This is a genomic window from Bacillota bacterium (assembly GCA_040754315.1).
Lineage (GTDB): Bacteria > Bacillota > Sulfobacillia > DUSP01 > JBFMCS01 > JBFMCS01.
This window is the reverse complement of the sequence record JBFMCS010000016.1, coordinates 17,630-31,112: the sequence shown is the minus strand read 5'-3', so window position 1 is coordinate 31,112 and position 13,483 is coordinate 17,630. Positions and strand designations below refer to the sequence as shown.

Below are 13,483 nucleotides of genomic sequence, written 5' to 3'. Positions count from 1 at the left end.
CCGCCAACGGTACGATGGTCAGTCAGCTTTCCGTCCTTGAGCCACCGGTGCAAGGTGGTCTTGGAAAGCCTGTATGTTCTCTCTACTTCCAATTGTCTCAACAGCATCCAGCATTACCTCGTTCAACCAAATCTCATATTCTCGCTTGTCTGGCACGGTCTCAAATGGCGGGTCAACTTCAATCCGTTCACCGTTGACCACCACGAAATCCTCACCAATCTCATCTATAGTATACATCATTCTTGCCTCCTTGTCAAATGCTTCGGGCAGGTTTCTAGAGGAAAAGTCAGTTATCCGGTAACTGTTTCATCCTCCCCTGGCGCGCCGGTGTCGCCAGCCGGCCCTTTGTGGTCAGGGCGTCCGTATCCACCGCCAGATCTCCTTCAACGCGGCCGGCTTGCCGTACATCAGCATGCCAGCGCGGAACACCCGGGCTGCCGCTCTTCCCACTACCACCTGGCTCACGATGAGCAAGACCGCCGCCGCGACCAATTCGACCACGGGTATGGTGGTGAGGCCCATGCGGACCATGATCACGAAGGGACTGGTGATGGGGAAAAAGGTACCGAGTTTGGCCACGAAGCCGTCCGGGCTGGCGATCGCGGGGGGGACGAAGATCATGTTGAGGAAGGGCAGCATCATGATCGTCCCCTGGACATTGCCCGCGCTCTCGAGGTCAGGGATTATCGCGCCCGAGGCGACGAACATGGAGGCGAACAGGAGGTAACCCAGCAAGGCGAAGAAACCGATTAGCGGAAGCGAACTGATATCGATGAGTTGGCCGAGGGGCAGGCGGAAGTGGAAGTGGTTGGCCAGGAGAGCCGGCACGATCCAGGCGGCGGCCTGAACCAAGGCCAGGCCCGAGTGGCCGAACACCTTGCCGTCGAGTAGATGCCGGGGTTCGATCGAGGACAGCAATACCTCGATCATCCGTGTTCGCTTTTCCTGAAGGGTGCTGGTGAACAGCATGGCGGCAGTGGTGTAGATGAGAATCCCGAGGAAGATCGCCAGTCCTCCCGAGGCCGCCAGCCGGGCTCTACGGAGTCCCGGGTCGGCGGCTCCCGGGTCCAGGGCGACGGGCACCAGCACGGCCGGCGCCGCCAGCCACCGTTGGGTCTGATAATCTAGCCCCACCAGTTGGGCGCGGTGATCCCAGAGAAACACATCGACAGCCTCGAGGAGGGCGGCCTCGCTCGCCAGGGTGCCCCTGACGCTGTATACCGGCAGGCGGCCGGTCTGCACGAAGTCCTCGCTCAGCACGAGGTGGCCATGGGCGCCGCGCTCCTTGACTTGCTCCGCGACGGTACGGGGATCGCCGGTGAACAGGATGAACTCGAGACGCTCGGGATCGCCTGCTTCCTGCAATTGGGGAAAGGCTTCAATGTGGTCGACCACGTAATACACGGCACGTTGCGGGGGGTTCAGGCGCTCAAGGAGCCACGAGCCGCCCCAGAACACGCTCACGATTAGCGGCGATAAGAGCAAGCCAATGAGGAATTCGCGGCTACGCAAGTTGCGCATTATCTCCCACATCGCTACTTTAAGCGTCGGCGGCATCTTCCTCGGACACCTCCCTGGCCAGCCCCACGAAGATGTCGTGAAGCGTCGGGCGTGAGACGGTGATCTCGTCGGTCAACGCATCCGGGGGGACGGCGGCGGCGAACCGGGCGGGAGTCACCTCTGGCTTCAGCCAGAACACGGCGCTCCCCTGGCTGAACTTGGCTGACGCCACCAGGGGGGACCGCTCCAGTTCCGCGAAAGGACCAGGACCGCGCAGCACCGCCTTGAACCCGCCGAAGCGGGCCCGGACTTCACCGGTATCCCCGTAGAACACCTGGCCACCCCGGTGCAGGAAGAATATGCGGTCACAGGTCTCCTCCACCAGGTTCATCTGGTGACTCGAAAGCAATACCGCCGCTCCCTGTGTCGCCAACCGGTGGATTTCCTCCTTGAACAGGTCCTGGTTGAGGGGGTCGAGCCCGGAAAACGGCTCATCCATCACGATGAGCCTGGGTTCATGTAACACGGCGGCGATGAGTTGCACCTTCTGGGCCATGCCCTTCGAGAGCCGGTCCACCCGCGCCCCACTCCAGCGAAGCAGGTCCATCCGCTCCAGCCAGACCCGGGCGCGCGCCCGGGCCGTGACCGGGTCTACCTGCTTCAGCCCGGCAAGGTACACCAGTGTATCCATCACCCGCGTGTCTCTGTAAAGACCGCGTTCTTCGGGCACATAGCCCACCCGCGACTTGGGGATGCCTCTTGAAGGACCGTCCTTGAAGTGGTAGACGATTTCCCCCCGGTCCGGCGCGATGATCCCCATGATCATCCGGATCATGGTGGTCTTCCCCGCTCCGTTGGGTCCGAGGATGCCCATGACTTCCCCCGCCCGAACCTCAAAGGACACGGCGTCGACCACCTTGCGGTGGCCGTACGACTTGTCGACCGCGCGTACCGCCAGGATCTCTTCCCCTGCCCCCATCGCGCACCGGCCTCCTCGTTCATCCCGTCCGGCGAGACTCCGGCAGTACAATTCGACTGTAGCGCTAACGATCCCTTCGCGCGGCATGGCCAAATGGAGAAAGTAACGCCGCCAGGACTCCTCCGTGGAGCCGAACGCGTTGTCGCCGCAGAAGAAGTAGTCCACCAGCGCTTAGCGCAACCGGGCGAGTTCCCGGGAACGCGCGTACCCCGTGGACCCTGCCAGTGCCAAGTCTAGCAGTTTCAAGCGTGCGCTCGAACGCCCGTTCCGAGTGGTCGGCGTTGTTCTTTGCCCGCCAGTTCAGGACCCTCTCCGCTTCGCTGCCGATATTGGCTATCTGCTCGACCAGGGGCAACTGCTGCCAGCGACCGGCGGCCTCATGACACAGACCATGACAAATCGTTACTTGACAATCCAAACCCTGCCGTGATAACATAGTGGCACGAATATCACATTTGTAGCACAGGTGGGGGATTCATGCACATCCCAGACGGCCTCCTCCCGGTTACACTTACAGGGACTGGCTACGTGCTTTTGGCCGGAACCGTCCTGGGGATACTTCGTGGTACCAGCCTCAAGGGACTGCTACGAACAATGACCAGGATAAGCCTGGTTTCCTCTGTGGTGTTCGTCTCATCAATGGTACACATCCCCATGGGTTATACATCCGTGCACTTCACCTTTGCGCCTCTGGCGGGCATACTCCTGGGGCCCGTCTCCTTTGTGGCCGTAGGCCTGGCTATCGCCCTCCAGTGGCTGCTCTTGGGGCACGGTGGTCTTTCCACCCTGGGGGTTAACACCTTCAGCATGGGATCTGCCGCGCTCCTGGCGTGGCTCATCATGAGGCGGGCCAAGTCCGCCCCCACTGGAGGACACCCCCCAGTGGCGCTTCTTGCCGGGATCGCCGGGTCATTCTGCAAGGTCCTGCTGGGGAGCACCCTCCTTGTGGTGGGAGGCTTTCCCCCGGTAACCTTCTGGCTGGTCCTGGGGGCCCACGTCCCGGTCATCCTGGGCGAGGGCGCCATCACCGCGCTGGCCGCAAGGTACCTGTTGCACCATATTGAGGAGAAAGGCCTGAATCATGGAGACTCGTTTCAGAAAGTGCATGGGAAGGGATAACAGGAGGATCCATCGCTTCTATGTGCGCCTCGGCCTGCTGTGGGCGGGGCTGGCCCTGGGGCTCATGCTCATTGGGGACGGGCAAGCCCTGGCTCACCGGCTTTTGGTACTGGTTGTAGAGGGCCAGGGCATCATCCAGGTGGTATACGAAGGCGGCATCCCGGCGCGGCGGGCCCTCGTGACCGTGCACTACTTGGATGGGGGGATCAGCGAGGGTTACGTTGACGGCGACGGCTACTTCCCGGTCACCGATCTCTGGAGCGTTGCTCGCATCGAGGCTGATGATGGATTGGGACACAGGGTGAGCCAGGACTTCTCACGAGAGACGGAACACCGGGTCCCCGTGTGGCTCAGGGTTGTCGCTGGCTTGATCATTCTCCTTGGAATGGCCCTGTTGTTCCGGGGTTACCAGTCCGGGGCAGGAACGAACCGGACCTAGTGCGGGAGGGATACCCGTGACAAGCACCTACAGCCCTGGGAGAAGAACCCTAGCCGCGATGGCCATCATTTCCCTAGCCATCGCGATGGGTGGTTGCTCTCCTGGCTCACCCGCACCCGGCGACCATGGCCATGAGCACGGCGAACTGCCGTACGAATGGAGCGCGGAGTGCGAGCTCAGACCTGGCCGCTACACGCTGGTGTTCAGCGAGGCAAGGCACGACTCCTCCATCCTGGTGGCCTTCCTCGGGGAGACTGGTGAGCGTGAGGGAATGGACCACCTCGCTCAACATGTTATGGAGGCAGCCGCGGAGGATGTCCCGGCAGGCGGTAGCCTCCTGGTGAAGGACCAGCACGCCTACAACCTGGAGATTGACCCGGAGGGGACCACATTTACCCTGGAGGTCCTAGAGGCCGGGCGCTACGTGATCTATACTGAGCACTTTGCATGGGAATTCGACATGAGGATCCTGGCAGATGACGGCACCGAGGTGGAGATGGAAAACCCGCGGGAGCATGCAGAGCCCCACGAGCACTGATGCTAGTGTCGCCAGGGTAACCTGAAGGCTATACCGGTAGCTGAAGGTGCCGCGGCCAACCACGTTTGCCACACGGCAACACCGGCTACACGTTGCAGCAATCTACTCGGAGATGACCTCCTTCCACGGTTTGTGTCCTCTCAGAAAGCCCGGCGCATTGCCTCCTGAGCGCTGCTTTGAGCACGCGCCGTTTGCCTTCGATGCACCGCTACCGGTACACCCTTGGTGTGGGATTCTCCACAAGAGCATGGCACCTCTTGTCAAGTGGCAGGGAACCCAGCCATTCCAGGAGCGAATCAAGAGGCAGGGACCGCCATCCCTGCCTCAGTTGCCTTGATCCCTCAAGCCAGGTGGATCTTGCCCAGCCGGCCCACACTCCTCATTCGCTCTTCAGCCAGGACCTCGGCGGCCCTGTGGTTAGAGATGCCCTGAGCCTGAGCCATCTGAAGCGCCCTGGTCACCTTGTGGAATATGGTGCTGACCTGGGCCATTACCCGGTCCCGGCTGTAGCCGGAGGGATGCATCTCGTCGGCAACGCTAATGACGCCCCCCCCGTTGATCAAGAAGTCCGGGACATAGAGGATCCCTCGCTCCGCCAGGAGATCCCCATGCCGCTCCTCGGCCAGCTGGTTATTGGCCGCCCCCGCGACAACCCGGCACTTGAGCCTTGACACAGTCCTGTCATTGATGACAGCCCCGAGGGCACAGGGGGCGAAGATATCGCACTCCACATCGCAGATGTCCCCGGGTGCCACGGCCCGGGCACCATAGGCCTTCACGGCACGCTCGGCCTTGTCAGGGAATATGTCCGTCACCACCAGGCTGGCCCCTTCCTCGTGAAGGTGCCTGGCCAGGTGGAGCCCCACGCTTCCCACACCCTGCAATGCTACGGTCAGGCCCTTCAGGCTCTCGCTTCCGAACGCCGCCAGCGCCGCCGCGGCCATGCCCCTGTAGACACCGTAGGCCGTGGCAGGAGACGGCTCCCCGCTGATCTCGGGCAGCCCCCTTACATGCTGCGTCTCCATACGCACCAAGTTCATATCGTCACAGGTGGTCCCAACGTCCTCCGCCGTGATATAGCGACCTGACAGGCTCTCTACGAAACGCCCAAACGCCCGGAAAAGCACCTCCGTCTTGTCCTCCCTGGGGTCCGCAAGTATCACGGCCTTCCCGCCCCCAAGGTTCAACCCCATGGCAGCGTTCTTGTAGGTCATGCCCCTGGATAGCCGCAGCACATCCTCCAGGGCTTCCTCCTCCGTGGCGTACGGCCACATGCGGCACCCTCCCAGGGCCGGCCCCAGGGACGTATCGTGGATCCCGATGATCGCCCGGAGGCCAGACCCCTTGTCGTGGCAGAACACCACCTGCTCGTAACCGCAAGATGCGTCAAATACCCCCAACCGGCTCCCCTCCAGACGCTAGAATATGGCTTGTTCCCGGTACTCCCCGAACTCCTCCCGGAGGACACCCATGATCTCCCCAAGGGAGGCGTGGGCCTCAACCGATTCCAGTATCACAGGCATCAGGTTGGTCCCCTCCCGGGCAGCCGCCCGCAGGCGCTCCAGGCTGTGACAAAAAACGGCGCTGTCCCTTTGTCGCCTCATCCTCTTTAGGCGTTCGGCTTGGGCCTTCTCCACCGCTGGATCTACCTGGAGGATGGGAATGCTCACCTCCTCGCTGGTGGTGTAGGTGTTCACTCCCACCACTGAGAGGATCCCCTGCTCCACCCTGCGGTTGTGCTCGAAGGCCGCCTCAGCGATCTCCTGCTGGAAGAAGCCCTTCTCGATGGCGGGGATCACCCCGCCCAGCGCCTCTATCCTTCTGAAGTATTCCCAGGCCTCCTCTTCCATCTCGCTGGTGAGCGCCTCAACGAAGTACGAGCCTCCCAGCGGGTCAATGGCGTTGGCCACACCGCTTTCCTCCGCGATGACTTGCTGCGTCCTCAGGGCAATCCTCACCGCCTGCTCGCCCGGCAGCGCCAGTGCCTCGTCCATGGAGTTGGTGTGCAGAGACTGCGTGCCACCGAGCACCGCGGCAAGGGCCTGGATGGCCGTCCTGACGATGTTGTTCTCCGCCTGCTGTGACGTTAACGAGCACCCCGCCGTCTGTGTGTGGAAACGCATCTTCCAGGAATCCGGGTTCTGGGCCCGGTACTTCTCCCTCATCACCTTGGCCCATATGCGCCGGGCCGCCCTGTACTTGGACACCTCCTCAAAAAGGTCATTATGGGCGTTGAAGAAGAAAGAAAGCCTCGGAGCGAAGTCGTCAACAGCGAGCCCTGCCTCTATTCCCGCCTCTACATAGGCCATGCCGTTGGCCAAGGTGAAGGCCATTTCCTGGACAGCAGTGGAGCCAGCCTCCCGGATATGGTAGCCGCTTATGCTGATGGCATGCCACTTGGGAACCTCCCGGGAACAGTAGGCGAGAATGTCCGTGATGATTCTCATGGACGGTCTTGGGGGAAATATGAAGGACTTCTGCGCGATGTACTCCTTTAGCATGTCGTTCTGTATGGTGCCCGAGATTGCCTTGGGTGACACACCCTGCTTTTTCGCCACGGCAACGTACATGGCCAGAAGCACAGCCGCAGGACCGTTGATTGTCATGGAGGTGGTCACCTGGTCCAGGGGTATGCCGTCGAGCATTACCTCCATGTCCTCCAGGGAGTCAATGGCCACGCCAAGCCTGCCAACCTCCCCGTGGGCGCGCTCGTGGTCAGAGTCATACCCCATTATGGTGGGCATGTCAAAGGCCACGCTCAGTCCCGTCTGGCCGTGGTCTAATAGGTACTTGAAGCGCAGGTTTGTATCCCGGGCAGTACCGTACCCAGCGAACTGCCTCATGGTCCAGAGGCGAGCCCTGTACATCGTGGAGTAGACCCCCCGGGTAAAGGGGTACTCACCCGGGTCCCCCAGGGCTTCACGGTAGTCAACCTCCTCGCAACGGTAGAACGGGCGAACAGGCCGCCCTGAGACGGTCAAGAAGGACTCCTTCCGCTCGGCAATGGCCAAGGAAAACCACCTCCCAGCCGCGATTATCGGTCCTCCGGGGTTCCCGTTCCGCACCTGTAGCCCAATCCAGATGAGATCCCCTTCGCGCACTCCCTGATGTCTCCGGCAAGGGCCCTCATGTGTTTGGAGCCCATCCTCACAAGGGGGCCTGAAATGGAAAGACCCGCTCGAACCCTGCCCTCATGGTCCAGCACAGGGGCAGCGACACAACGGATCCCAGGGAAGTACTCCTCATCATCTATAGCGTATCCCTCCCGCCGGATCCTCTCCATCTCCTCCTTGAGGGCACCCGCCTGGGTAATCGTGTTCGGCGTGTAGCGCGTGAGGCTCACCGCGCTAATGTACCTCTCAACGCTATCAGGGCCGGAGAAGGCCAGCATGGCTTTGCCTAGCCCGCTGCAGTGGGCCGGAACCCGGGTACCCACCAGAAGCCCCATCTTCAGGGGCTCCCTGCTCTCCACCTTTCTTATGTAAAGCACTTGGAAGTCATCGAGAACCGCGAGGTTCACCGTCTCGCCGCACCGCCTGGAGAGTTCCTCCATTCGTGATGTCGCCTCGTCCTCAAGGCCAATCTGGTGGATCAGCCTGTTTCCCAGTTCGAAGAGCCGGAACCCCAGTCGATAGGCTCCAGTCAGCGGGTTTCGCTTCACGTATCCCCTTGGTTCCAGGGTTCCAAGAAGCCTGTAAACGGTAGTCCTGGGAAGGCCCATGCTCTCCGCCACGTCCGCAACCTTCCGCTCGCCATGGGAAAGCGCCTCAAGTAACTCGAATGCCCGTTCTACAGACTGCACCCCCGAATGCTCGTCCCGGCTCATAAGGCGCCTCTCCTCCCCTGGTTGTCCGCTATGCGGATACGTTCGTCCGTATGGTGGATAGATTCCACGCCAGGCGTGATTCTCCTTCCGGGATCAGGAAGAGGTGCCTCAGGTTGGCCAAGAGAGGGGTTTAACAGGGGCAGGATGCTGCGCCTAGGCCTTGCGTGCCCTGGGCTCGGGAAGCCTCAGGCTCATGCACAGCCCGCTTGCCACCATGAGGGCAGTAAGGCCGAACAGCCAGGAATACCCCAGGCTGGCTACCAGGTAGCCACCCAGGAGGGGCGTGAAGCTCACGGGAGCTACCAGGGAGTTACCCAGACCTATGCAGGTAGGCCTGATCTTCGGTTCCACGAGTTCGAGGATGTAGTTCTGGAATCCCATCCACATGCCTGAGAAGGTCATCCCCAGGCTGAAGTAGACTACCAGGAGCAGACCGGTGCACACACCAGATGGCAAGGATCCCGCTGCCAGGGTCAAGAAGAGGCCAACGCCGGGGGCAGTCATGGTGGAAAACATGGCAAGGAGTATCACCAGGCGGTTGCCGAAGGTGTCGCCCAGGTAGCCCAGGAGTATGCTTCCACCCATGTTGCCGAGCATCTGCACCCCAATGAAGGCCCCCATCATGCTGTCTGGGACGAGGAGCTCGTTCCTGGCATAGGTGACGTAGAAGGGGACGCAGAGCATGTAAAGGTTTCCCAGCACCTTGGTAATGAGAAAACTCTTGAGGCCTGGGTTTGCCCGGACTATGGCAGGCAGGCCCTCCAGGTAGTGGCGGAGGCGCAGCTGCCCTGAACGTGCCTCCCCTGGAGGCTCCCTCAGAAGGTACATGCAGGCTACGATCCCCATCAACGCCATGGATGAGAGGAACACCAAAACCATGTAGCTGCAGGGGAACTCCAGCCACTCCCGGCTGAGAACCCAGGCCACAACACCCCCGGCACCAAAGGCACTGAGGCCGCCCATGGCCTGCATGTACCCCATGAGCCTGCCTCGCCGGGTAGGGCCTATGCACTTTCCCACCATATCCATCCACGGAACCCCCACCACTCCTTCACCGGCGGAACTCAAGGAGTACAGGAAGAGAAACGCCGCCAGGGTAGCCCAGTTGTTCACGGGTTCAAGAAGCAAAACGGCAGGAATGATGAAAAGCAAGGCCAAGGCGTGAACGAGCCCGCCAGCTAGCACCAAGGGCCTCCTGAAGGGCCTGGTTTCAACATATCCCGCAACGAATACCTGGGGGAGAAACCACCCGGCATTCCGAACGGTGGTGCCAAGACCGATGAGGAACGGAGAACTGGTAAGGTGGCTTATGAAGGCTGGCACAAGCACGCTGGGCTCAAAAAGGGCCTGGCTGAGATAGAAGAAGGTCCCGTCAATGGTGAAGAGGCAGAAGTTCCTTCGCTCTGTCTTGGGTATAACATCTTTCCAGCCAGCCATCCAGCTACCTCCAGATTACGCCCATTTCTCGTGTCAAGCGGAAGCCCCACCCGCCAGTGAGCGAACCTTCCGGCATGGAAAGGGTCAACTCTCGAGATACTAAAACCATCAAGTTCCAGGGGAGGTGAGAATCATGGAACCCCGCCTGAAGGATATTCCCCTTGCCCAGCTCAATCCACAGGAACTGGACCGGCTGCGGGAGGCGGAAAAGAGCATCAACAAAGGGCACATGCCTGGAGAGAACCCCGGCGATGTATACCTGATTGCCTTTTCCAAAAAACAGTAAGACCAGGCAGGCCTGGAGATGCTCGGATACGAAGGCCCGCTTGGCAAGAGGGATCCTTCAACATGCTGCAATACCTGGGTAACCCTCTACCGCCATGCGCAAGGCACCGCAGGGGCGCCAGCCCGGCGCCCTTCTCCCTTTACCTTAATACCAGCAGAAGCCGGGCCATGCTCCCGGCTGAGATTGGCCCCCGCCAGCCTATCATTCTGCCCCATTAACCGGAATCCTCTCACTCACCGCCGTGACAAACCCTACAGGAGTCTCCAGCAGCCGTGGGGCAGGATTCATGGCAGGATGGGCGAAGACCTCCCGGAGAAGGTGAGGTGAGGGAATGGAGGAGTTTGCGGAGCTCCTAGGGGTACCCGAGATATTCAGGCCCTACCTCAGGCTGGCAGGCACAGGCGAGGAACGCCGCCTGGTTGAGACCGTGGGGCGCCAGAGACTCAGAGAGGAAGAGATCGCATCACGCATGGGTATGGAGGCCAGTGAGGCTCATGACCTAGTGTGGGGGGCTTACTCCAGGGCCCTCCTGGACATCGTCGAGGAGGGCGACACCGCCCGTTTCAGCGTGTCTGACTTCTACTCGCGCCTGGACAACCTGTGCCTGTTCGAGCCCGAGGTCTATGATAGCCTGCCCCGGGATGTCCGCGATGGACTGGCCCAGTGGAGCCTGTCGGTCTTCACGGGTCGAATGGAGCGGCACCTCCAGGAACCCCAGGCCAAACCGCCCGCCGCTTTCTTTCATTCAGTCATGCTCCTGGACCAGGTGGAGGACGTCATAGACCAAGCCACTGACATCATCCTAGTAGACTGTGACTGCCGCCGCCTATCCCAGCGGTGCGACAAGCCTGTCACAACCTGTCTCCACATGAGCACCGTGCCCAACAGCCTGGCGCACCGGGGCCTTGGAACCCGTATAGACAAGGAACGGGCGAAGGAACTCGTAAGGTGGGCGGATGACCAGGGGCTGGTTCATTGCGCCAACAGCAACTACAAGACGGAAGGCCCCATCTTCATATGTAACTGCGATACATGCTGCTGCTTCCCCTTCAACACCGCGCTGAGGCTCAATTCCAGGGGTACCTACCCGGCCACTTTCCACGTAGCCTTCCATGACCCTGAGGCCTGTAATCGCTGCGGGCGTTGCGCCCGGCGTTGCCCCTTCGGGGCCTTCACGCGTACAGGGACGGGCTCGGAGAAGGGCGTGGTGTTCAATGCGGAGATGTGCTGGGGGTGCGGCCTGTGTGCTCGCACTTGCCCTCGAGGGGCCATAGCCATGGTGCCATTGCCTGAGGCCAAAGCGGTCTAGGACTGCCGAGTGGTCTCCTTGAGCGCCCCGGCCAGCTGGTCCGCGCCGGAGGCAGTGTTGAAGCAGCCTAATCCCACCCGGAGAAAGCCGTGGCCTCCGGTGCCGGTGGTGCGGTGAGCCATGGGAACACAGTGGAGCCCGGCCCTGACCATGATAGAGTGGGCCTCATCCAGGATGGAGGCCACCTCCTGGGGGCGTACCCCGGGGAGGTTCAGGGAAATGACCCTTACCTGCATGTCCGGGCTCCTGGGTCCATAGATGGTAATCCCGGGAACCCCTTCCAGGTCCTCCAGCGCGTAGCGGGTGGGGTCCCTTTCGTTTTCCCTTATCCTGGCTATGCCGCGCTCGAGGATGAAGTCCACGCCAGCCCCCAGCCCTGCGATCCCGGGGGCGTTCAGCGTACCGGCCTCAAAGCGTTCAGGCATGGTGTCAGGCTGGTCCAGGAGGGACTAACTGCCTGTGCCCCCCTCCTTCAGAGATGCCAGTTCCAGGCTATCCTTGACGACGAGGCCCCCGGTCTCCTGTGGACCCAGGAGTGCCCTGTGAGCCGGGAACCGATATATGTGTCCGGGCGCCAGCCTAGAATAGAGAAAGGTTGGTCCTTACCTACCAGGATGTCATAGATCACGGTCTGCCCCCCGACTTCACGAAGAAGACAGATTCGCGCTGTCCTGGAGCGTTACGGCGATCTGGCCGTGGAACTCGACGCGCTACCGGTGCCCGTTCTGCGGGAAAAGGTGCGGAGGAGCATAGAGACAAGCCTTGACATGGAGGCGCTGCGGAGATTATGGGATCTGGAATACGAGGAACAGCACCAGCTTGCGAAGATGCTGCAAGGAAGGTGAACCCCGATGGGTAGGGCCTACTGTGGACCCCGGTACCTGGAAGAGGAACCCATCGACGCTCTATCGCCTTGTTAGTAACGGGGGCCTGCGTGGCGTTCGCACTATTCTATCTAATCTGAACGTCGATCAAGTATCCCATTAGCAACCTTTTCGTTTGATACCACCAGGCAACTGGCCAAGGAGGCGCGCTCGCTCTGTGATTGTCAATGTACTTCCACATCAACGCCAACAGAGATGCGGAGCCCTGCGCGTTTGCCCACTTCGCCACGGACAACATCAAGGGCAAGAGCCTTGTGGAGGTCCTCAGGTCTCCCCTTTTCCGGGCCTTTCAAGACCGCCAGCCCTTCGGGGATAACCTGCTCAGGCCCTGTCCCATCATAGGATCACCCGGGCACCCTTAAAGAGACATGGAGACAGGCGATCGGCGAAGAAGCCCAAGAGAAGTCCCATCATAGATCACCCGGGCACCCTCAAAGAGATGGTTCAGGAGTCATCGGCCCTGCCCACCCACGAAGGGGCCGGGCCACATATCCCAGGGGTGCATTGCCCGGCAGCTGGTGGAGAAGACCAGGGGATGGGAGGAAGTGTCTGGACAACTGTGGAAGAACTCGGGGAAAACCGCAAGACTAGGTGAGGATGAGAGGCCGCGAGGTCGTGCACGGAACATGACAGTGGACACACAGGAAGGTATCGCTCGCCCGGTGCAGAAGGAGTCCTCTAAGTAAGCCAGGAAATGCCACGTTAGAGGACAGGCGGCCACTGGGAAGGCTCACCGGGCATAGGTTCTCTTGATGTGGCGAATACTTGCAGTTGGGCCGCGATCCATGCGAGAAATGGCATGAAAGCCGGGGGGCATGACCTGCCCCTCGTCGATGTGAACCAAAGGGGGCACAGCACTTGGACGGGGTGAAGATATACACTACAGACGGCTGCCCGCATTGTGCCAGGCTCAGGGATGACCTGCGAGAAAAGGGCGTACAGTTCCAGGAGTTCAGCGTATCCCGGGACAAGAATGCCCTGAGGGAAGCAAAGGAGGTCTACGGGGCCGACAGGGTCCCGGTACTCGTTGAGGGCGAGAAGGTTACCATAGGATACCTGGGAGGACCCGGCTGAGGTATCTAAGCACGGGCCGTGTGCCCGGTTCCTCCGGATTGCCAAGCGCCCTAGAACACGTTCGAAGGGTGGAAATGGATACGGGCCTTTCC

16 protein-coding genes are annotated in these 13,483 nt (G+C 60.9%); 8 read left to right on the top strand and 8 right to left on the bottom strand.

Annotated features, from left to right (window positions below):
- Positions 1-18: 18 nt before the first annotated feature.
- The 3 genes from AB1576_03705 to AB1576_03695 form a co-directional block, all read right to left on the bottom strand.
- On the bottom strand, positions 19-237 hold the full coding sequence (locus AB1576_03705) for a hypothetical protein (protein ID MEW6080880.1): 219 nt from the start codon (positions 235-237) through the stop codon (positions 19-21).
- Positions 238-351: 114 nt separating this feature from the next.
- A complete protein-coding gene (locus AB1576_03700; protein ID MEW6080879.1) occupies positions 352-1,557 on the bottom strand; it encodes an ABC transporter permease in 1,206 nt (401 codons plus the stop codon).
- Positions 1,541-2,479, bottom strand: coding sequence for an ATP-binding cassette domain-containing protein (locus AB1576_03695; GenBank protein MEW6080878.1), 939 nt, complete (start codon positions 2,477-2,479; stop codon positions 1,541-1,543). Before AB1576_03695 ends, AB1576_03700 begins: the two co-directional genes overlap by 17 nt.
- 477 nt (positions 2,480-2,956) lie before the next feature.
- Between AB1576_03695 and AB1576_03690 the strand changes: the two genes are divergently transcribed.
- The 3 genes from AB1576_03690 to AB1576_03680 are packed head-to-tail and all read left to right on the top strand — an operon-like array spanning position 2,957 to position 4,575.
- Positions 2,957-3,598: an energy-coupling factor ABC transporter permease gene (locus tag AB1576_03690; protein ID MEW6080877.1), complete on the top strand. Its 642-nt coding sequence runs from the start codon at positions 2,957-2,959 to the stop codon at positions 3,596-3,598.
- Positions 3,561-4,037, top strand: coding sequence for a hypothetical protein (locus AB1576_03685; protein ID MEW6080876.1), 477 nt, complete (start codon positions 3,561-3,563; stop codon positions 4,035-4,037). The genes AB1576_03690 and AB1576_03685 overlap by 38 nt, the downstream gene beginning before the upstream one ends.
- 16 nt (positions 4,038-4,053) lie before the next feature.
- Entirely contained in the window at positions 4,054-4,575 is a 522-nt protein-coding gene (locus AB1576_03680; protein ID MEW6080875.1) for a hypothetical protein, read from the top strand.
- A 341-nt stretch (positions 4,576-4,916) separates the two neighbouring features.
- Here AB1576_03680 and AB1576_03675 read toward each other — a convergent pair whose 3' ends face one another.
- The 4 genes from AB1576_03675 to AB1576_03660 form a co-directional block, all read right to left on the bottom strand.
- The gene (locus AB1576_03675; protein ID MEW6080874.1) at positions 4,917-5,975 is read right to left on the bottom strand and encodes a Glu/Leu/Phe/Val dehydrogenase dimerization domain-containing protein; all 1,059 of its coding nucleotides are present in this window, start codon (positions 5,973-5,975) and stop codon (positions 4,917-4,919) included.
- An 18-nt stretch (positions 5,976-5,993) separates the two neighbouring features.
- Positions 5,994-7,586, bottom strand: a complete 1,593-nt coding sequence (locus AB1576_03670; GenBank protein ID MEW6080873.1) for a methylmalonyl-CoA mutase family protein — start codon at positions 7,584-7,586, stop codon at positions 5,994-5,996.
- Positions 7,587-7,609: 23 nt separating this feature from the next.
- Positions 7,610-8,401, bottom strand: coding sequence for an IclR family transcriptional regulator (locus AB1576_03665; GenBank protein MEW6080872.1), 792 nt, complete (start codon positions 8,399-8,401; stop codon positions 7,610-7,612).
- 153 nt (positions 8,402-8,554) lie between these two features.
- On the bottom strand, positions 8,555-9,838 hold the full coding sequence (locus AB1576_03660; protein MEW6080871.1) for an MFS transporter: 1,284 nt from the start codon (positions 9,836-9,838) through the stop codon (positions 8,555-8,557).
- 133 nt (positions 9,839-9,971) lie between these two features.
- On the opposite strand from AB1576_03660, the gene AB1576_03655 reads away from it, so the two are divergent.
- Both AB1576_03655 and AB1576_03650 read left to right on the top strand, forming a co-directional pair.
- Positions 9,972-10,124 carry a hypothetical protein gene (locus tag AB1576_03655; protein ID MEW6080870.1) on the top strand — a complete coding sequence of 51 codons (153 nt, stop codon included), beginning with the start codon at positions 9,972-9,974 and terminating at the stop codon, positions 10,122-10,124.
- Positions 10,125-10,455: 331 nt separating this feature from the next.
- The gene (locus tag AB1576_03650) at positions 10,456-11,433 is read left to right on the top strand and encodes a 4Fe-4S binding protein (protein MEW6080869.1); all 978 of its coding nucleotides are present in this window, start codon (positions 10,456-10,458) and stop codon (positions 11,431-11,433) included.
- On the opposite strand, the gene AB1576_03645 is transcribed toward AB1576_03650, so the two are convergent.
- Positions 11,430-11,858 carry an aminotransferase class V-fold PLP-dependent enzyme gene (locus AB1576_03645; GenBank protein ID MEW6080868.1) on the bottom strand — a complete coding sequence of 143 codons (429 nt, stop codon included), beginning with the start codon at positions 11,856-11,858 and terminating at the stop codon, positions 11,430-11,432. The two genes, AB1576_03650 and AB1576_03645, sit on opposite strands and share 4 nt — an antisense overlap.
- A gap of 270 nt (positions 11,859-12,128) precedes the next feature.
- Between AB1576_03645 and AB1576_03640 the strand changes: the two genes are divergently transcribed.
- From AB1576_03640 to AB1576_03630, 3 genes are all read left to right on the top strand, one after another.
- On the top strand, positions 12,129-12,278 hold the full coding sequence (locus AB1576_03640; GenBank protein MEW6080867.1) for a hypothetical protein: 150 nt from the start codon (positions 12,129-12,131) through the stop codon (positions 12,276-12,278).
- A 200-nt stretch (positions 12,279-12,478) separates the two neighbouring features.
- Positions 12,479-12,679, top strand: a complete 201-nt coding sequence (locus AB1576_03635) for an SPASM domain-containing protein (protein ID MEW6080866.1) — start codon at positions 12,479-12,481, stop codon at positions 12,677-12,679.
- Between the two features lie 505 nt (positions 12,680-13,184).
- Positions 13,185-13,391, top strand: a complete 207-nt coding sequence (locus AB1576_03630; GenBank protein MEW6080865.1) for a glutaredoxin family protein — start codon at positions 13,185-13,187, stop codon at positions 13,389-13,391.
- Positions 13,392-13,483 lie beyond the last annotated feature (92 nt).

Bases quoted from the DNA above. Each gene is read 5' to 3' on its own strand.
- AB1576_03705 (MEW6080880.1), bottom strand. From the start codon at position 237: ATGTATACTATAGATGAGATTGGTGAGGATTTCGTGGTGGTCAACGGT.
- AB1576_03695 (MEW6080878.1), bottom strand. From the start codon at position 2,479: ATGGGGGCAGGGGAAGAGATCCTGGCGGTACGCGCGGTCGACAAGTCG.
- AB1576_03650 (MEW6080869.1), top strand. From the start codon at position 10,456: ATGGAGGAGTTTGCGGAGCTCCTAGGGGTACCCGAGATATTCAGGCCC.
- AB1576_03660 (MEW6080871.1), bottom strand. From the start codon at position 9,838: ATGGCTGGCTGGAAAGATGTTATACCCAAGACAGAGCGAAGGAACTTC.
- AB1576_03685 (MEW6080876.1), top strand. From the start codon at position 3,561: ATGGAGACTCGTTTCAGAAAGTGCATGGGAAGGGATAACAGGAGGATC.
- AB1576_03645 (MEW6080868.1), bottom strand. From the start codon at position 11,858: ATGCCTGAACGCTTTGAGGCCGGTACGCTGAACGCCCCCGGGATCGCA.
- AB1576_03655 (MEW6080870.1), top strand. From the start codon at position 9,972: ATGGAACCCCGCCTGAAGGATATTCCCCTTGCCCAGCTCAATCCACAG.
- AB1576_03700 (MEW6080879.1), bottom strand. From the start codon at position 1,557: ATGCCGCCGACGCTTAAAGTAGCGATGTGGGAGATAATGCGCAACTTG.
- AB1576_03665 (MEW6080872.1), bottom strand. From the start codon at position 8,401: ATGAGCCGGGACGAGCATTCGGGGGTGCAGTCTGTAGAACGGGCATTC.
- AB1576_03690 (MEW6080877.1), top strand. From the start codon at position 2,957: ATGCACATCCCAGACGGCCTCCTCCCGGTTACACTTACAGGGACTGGC.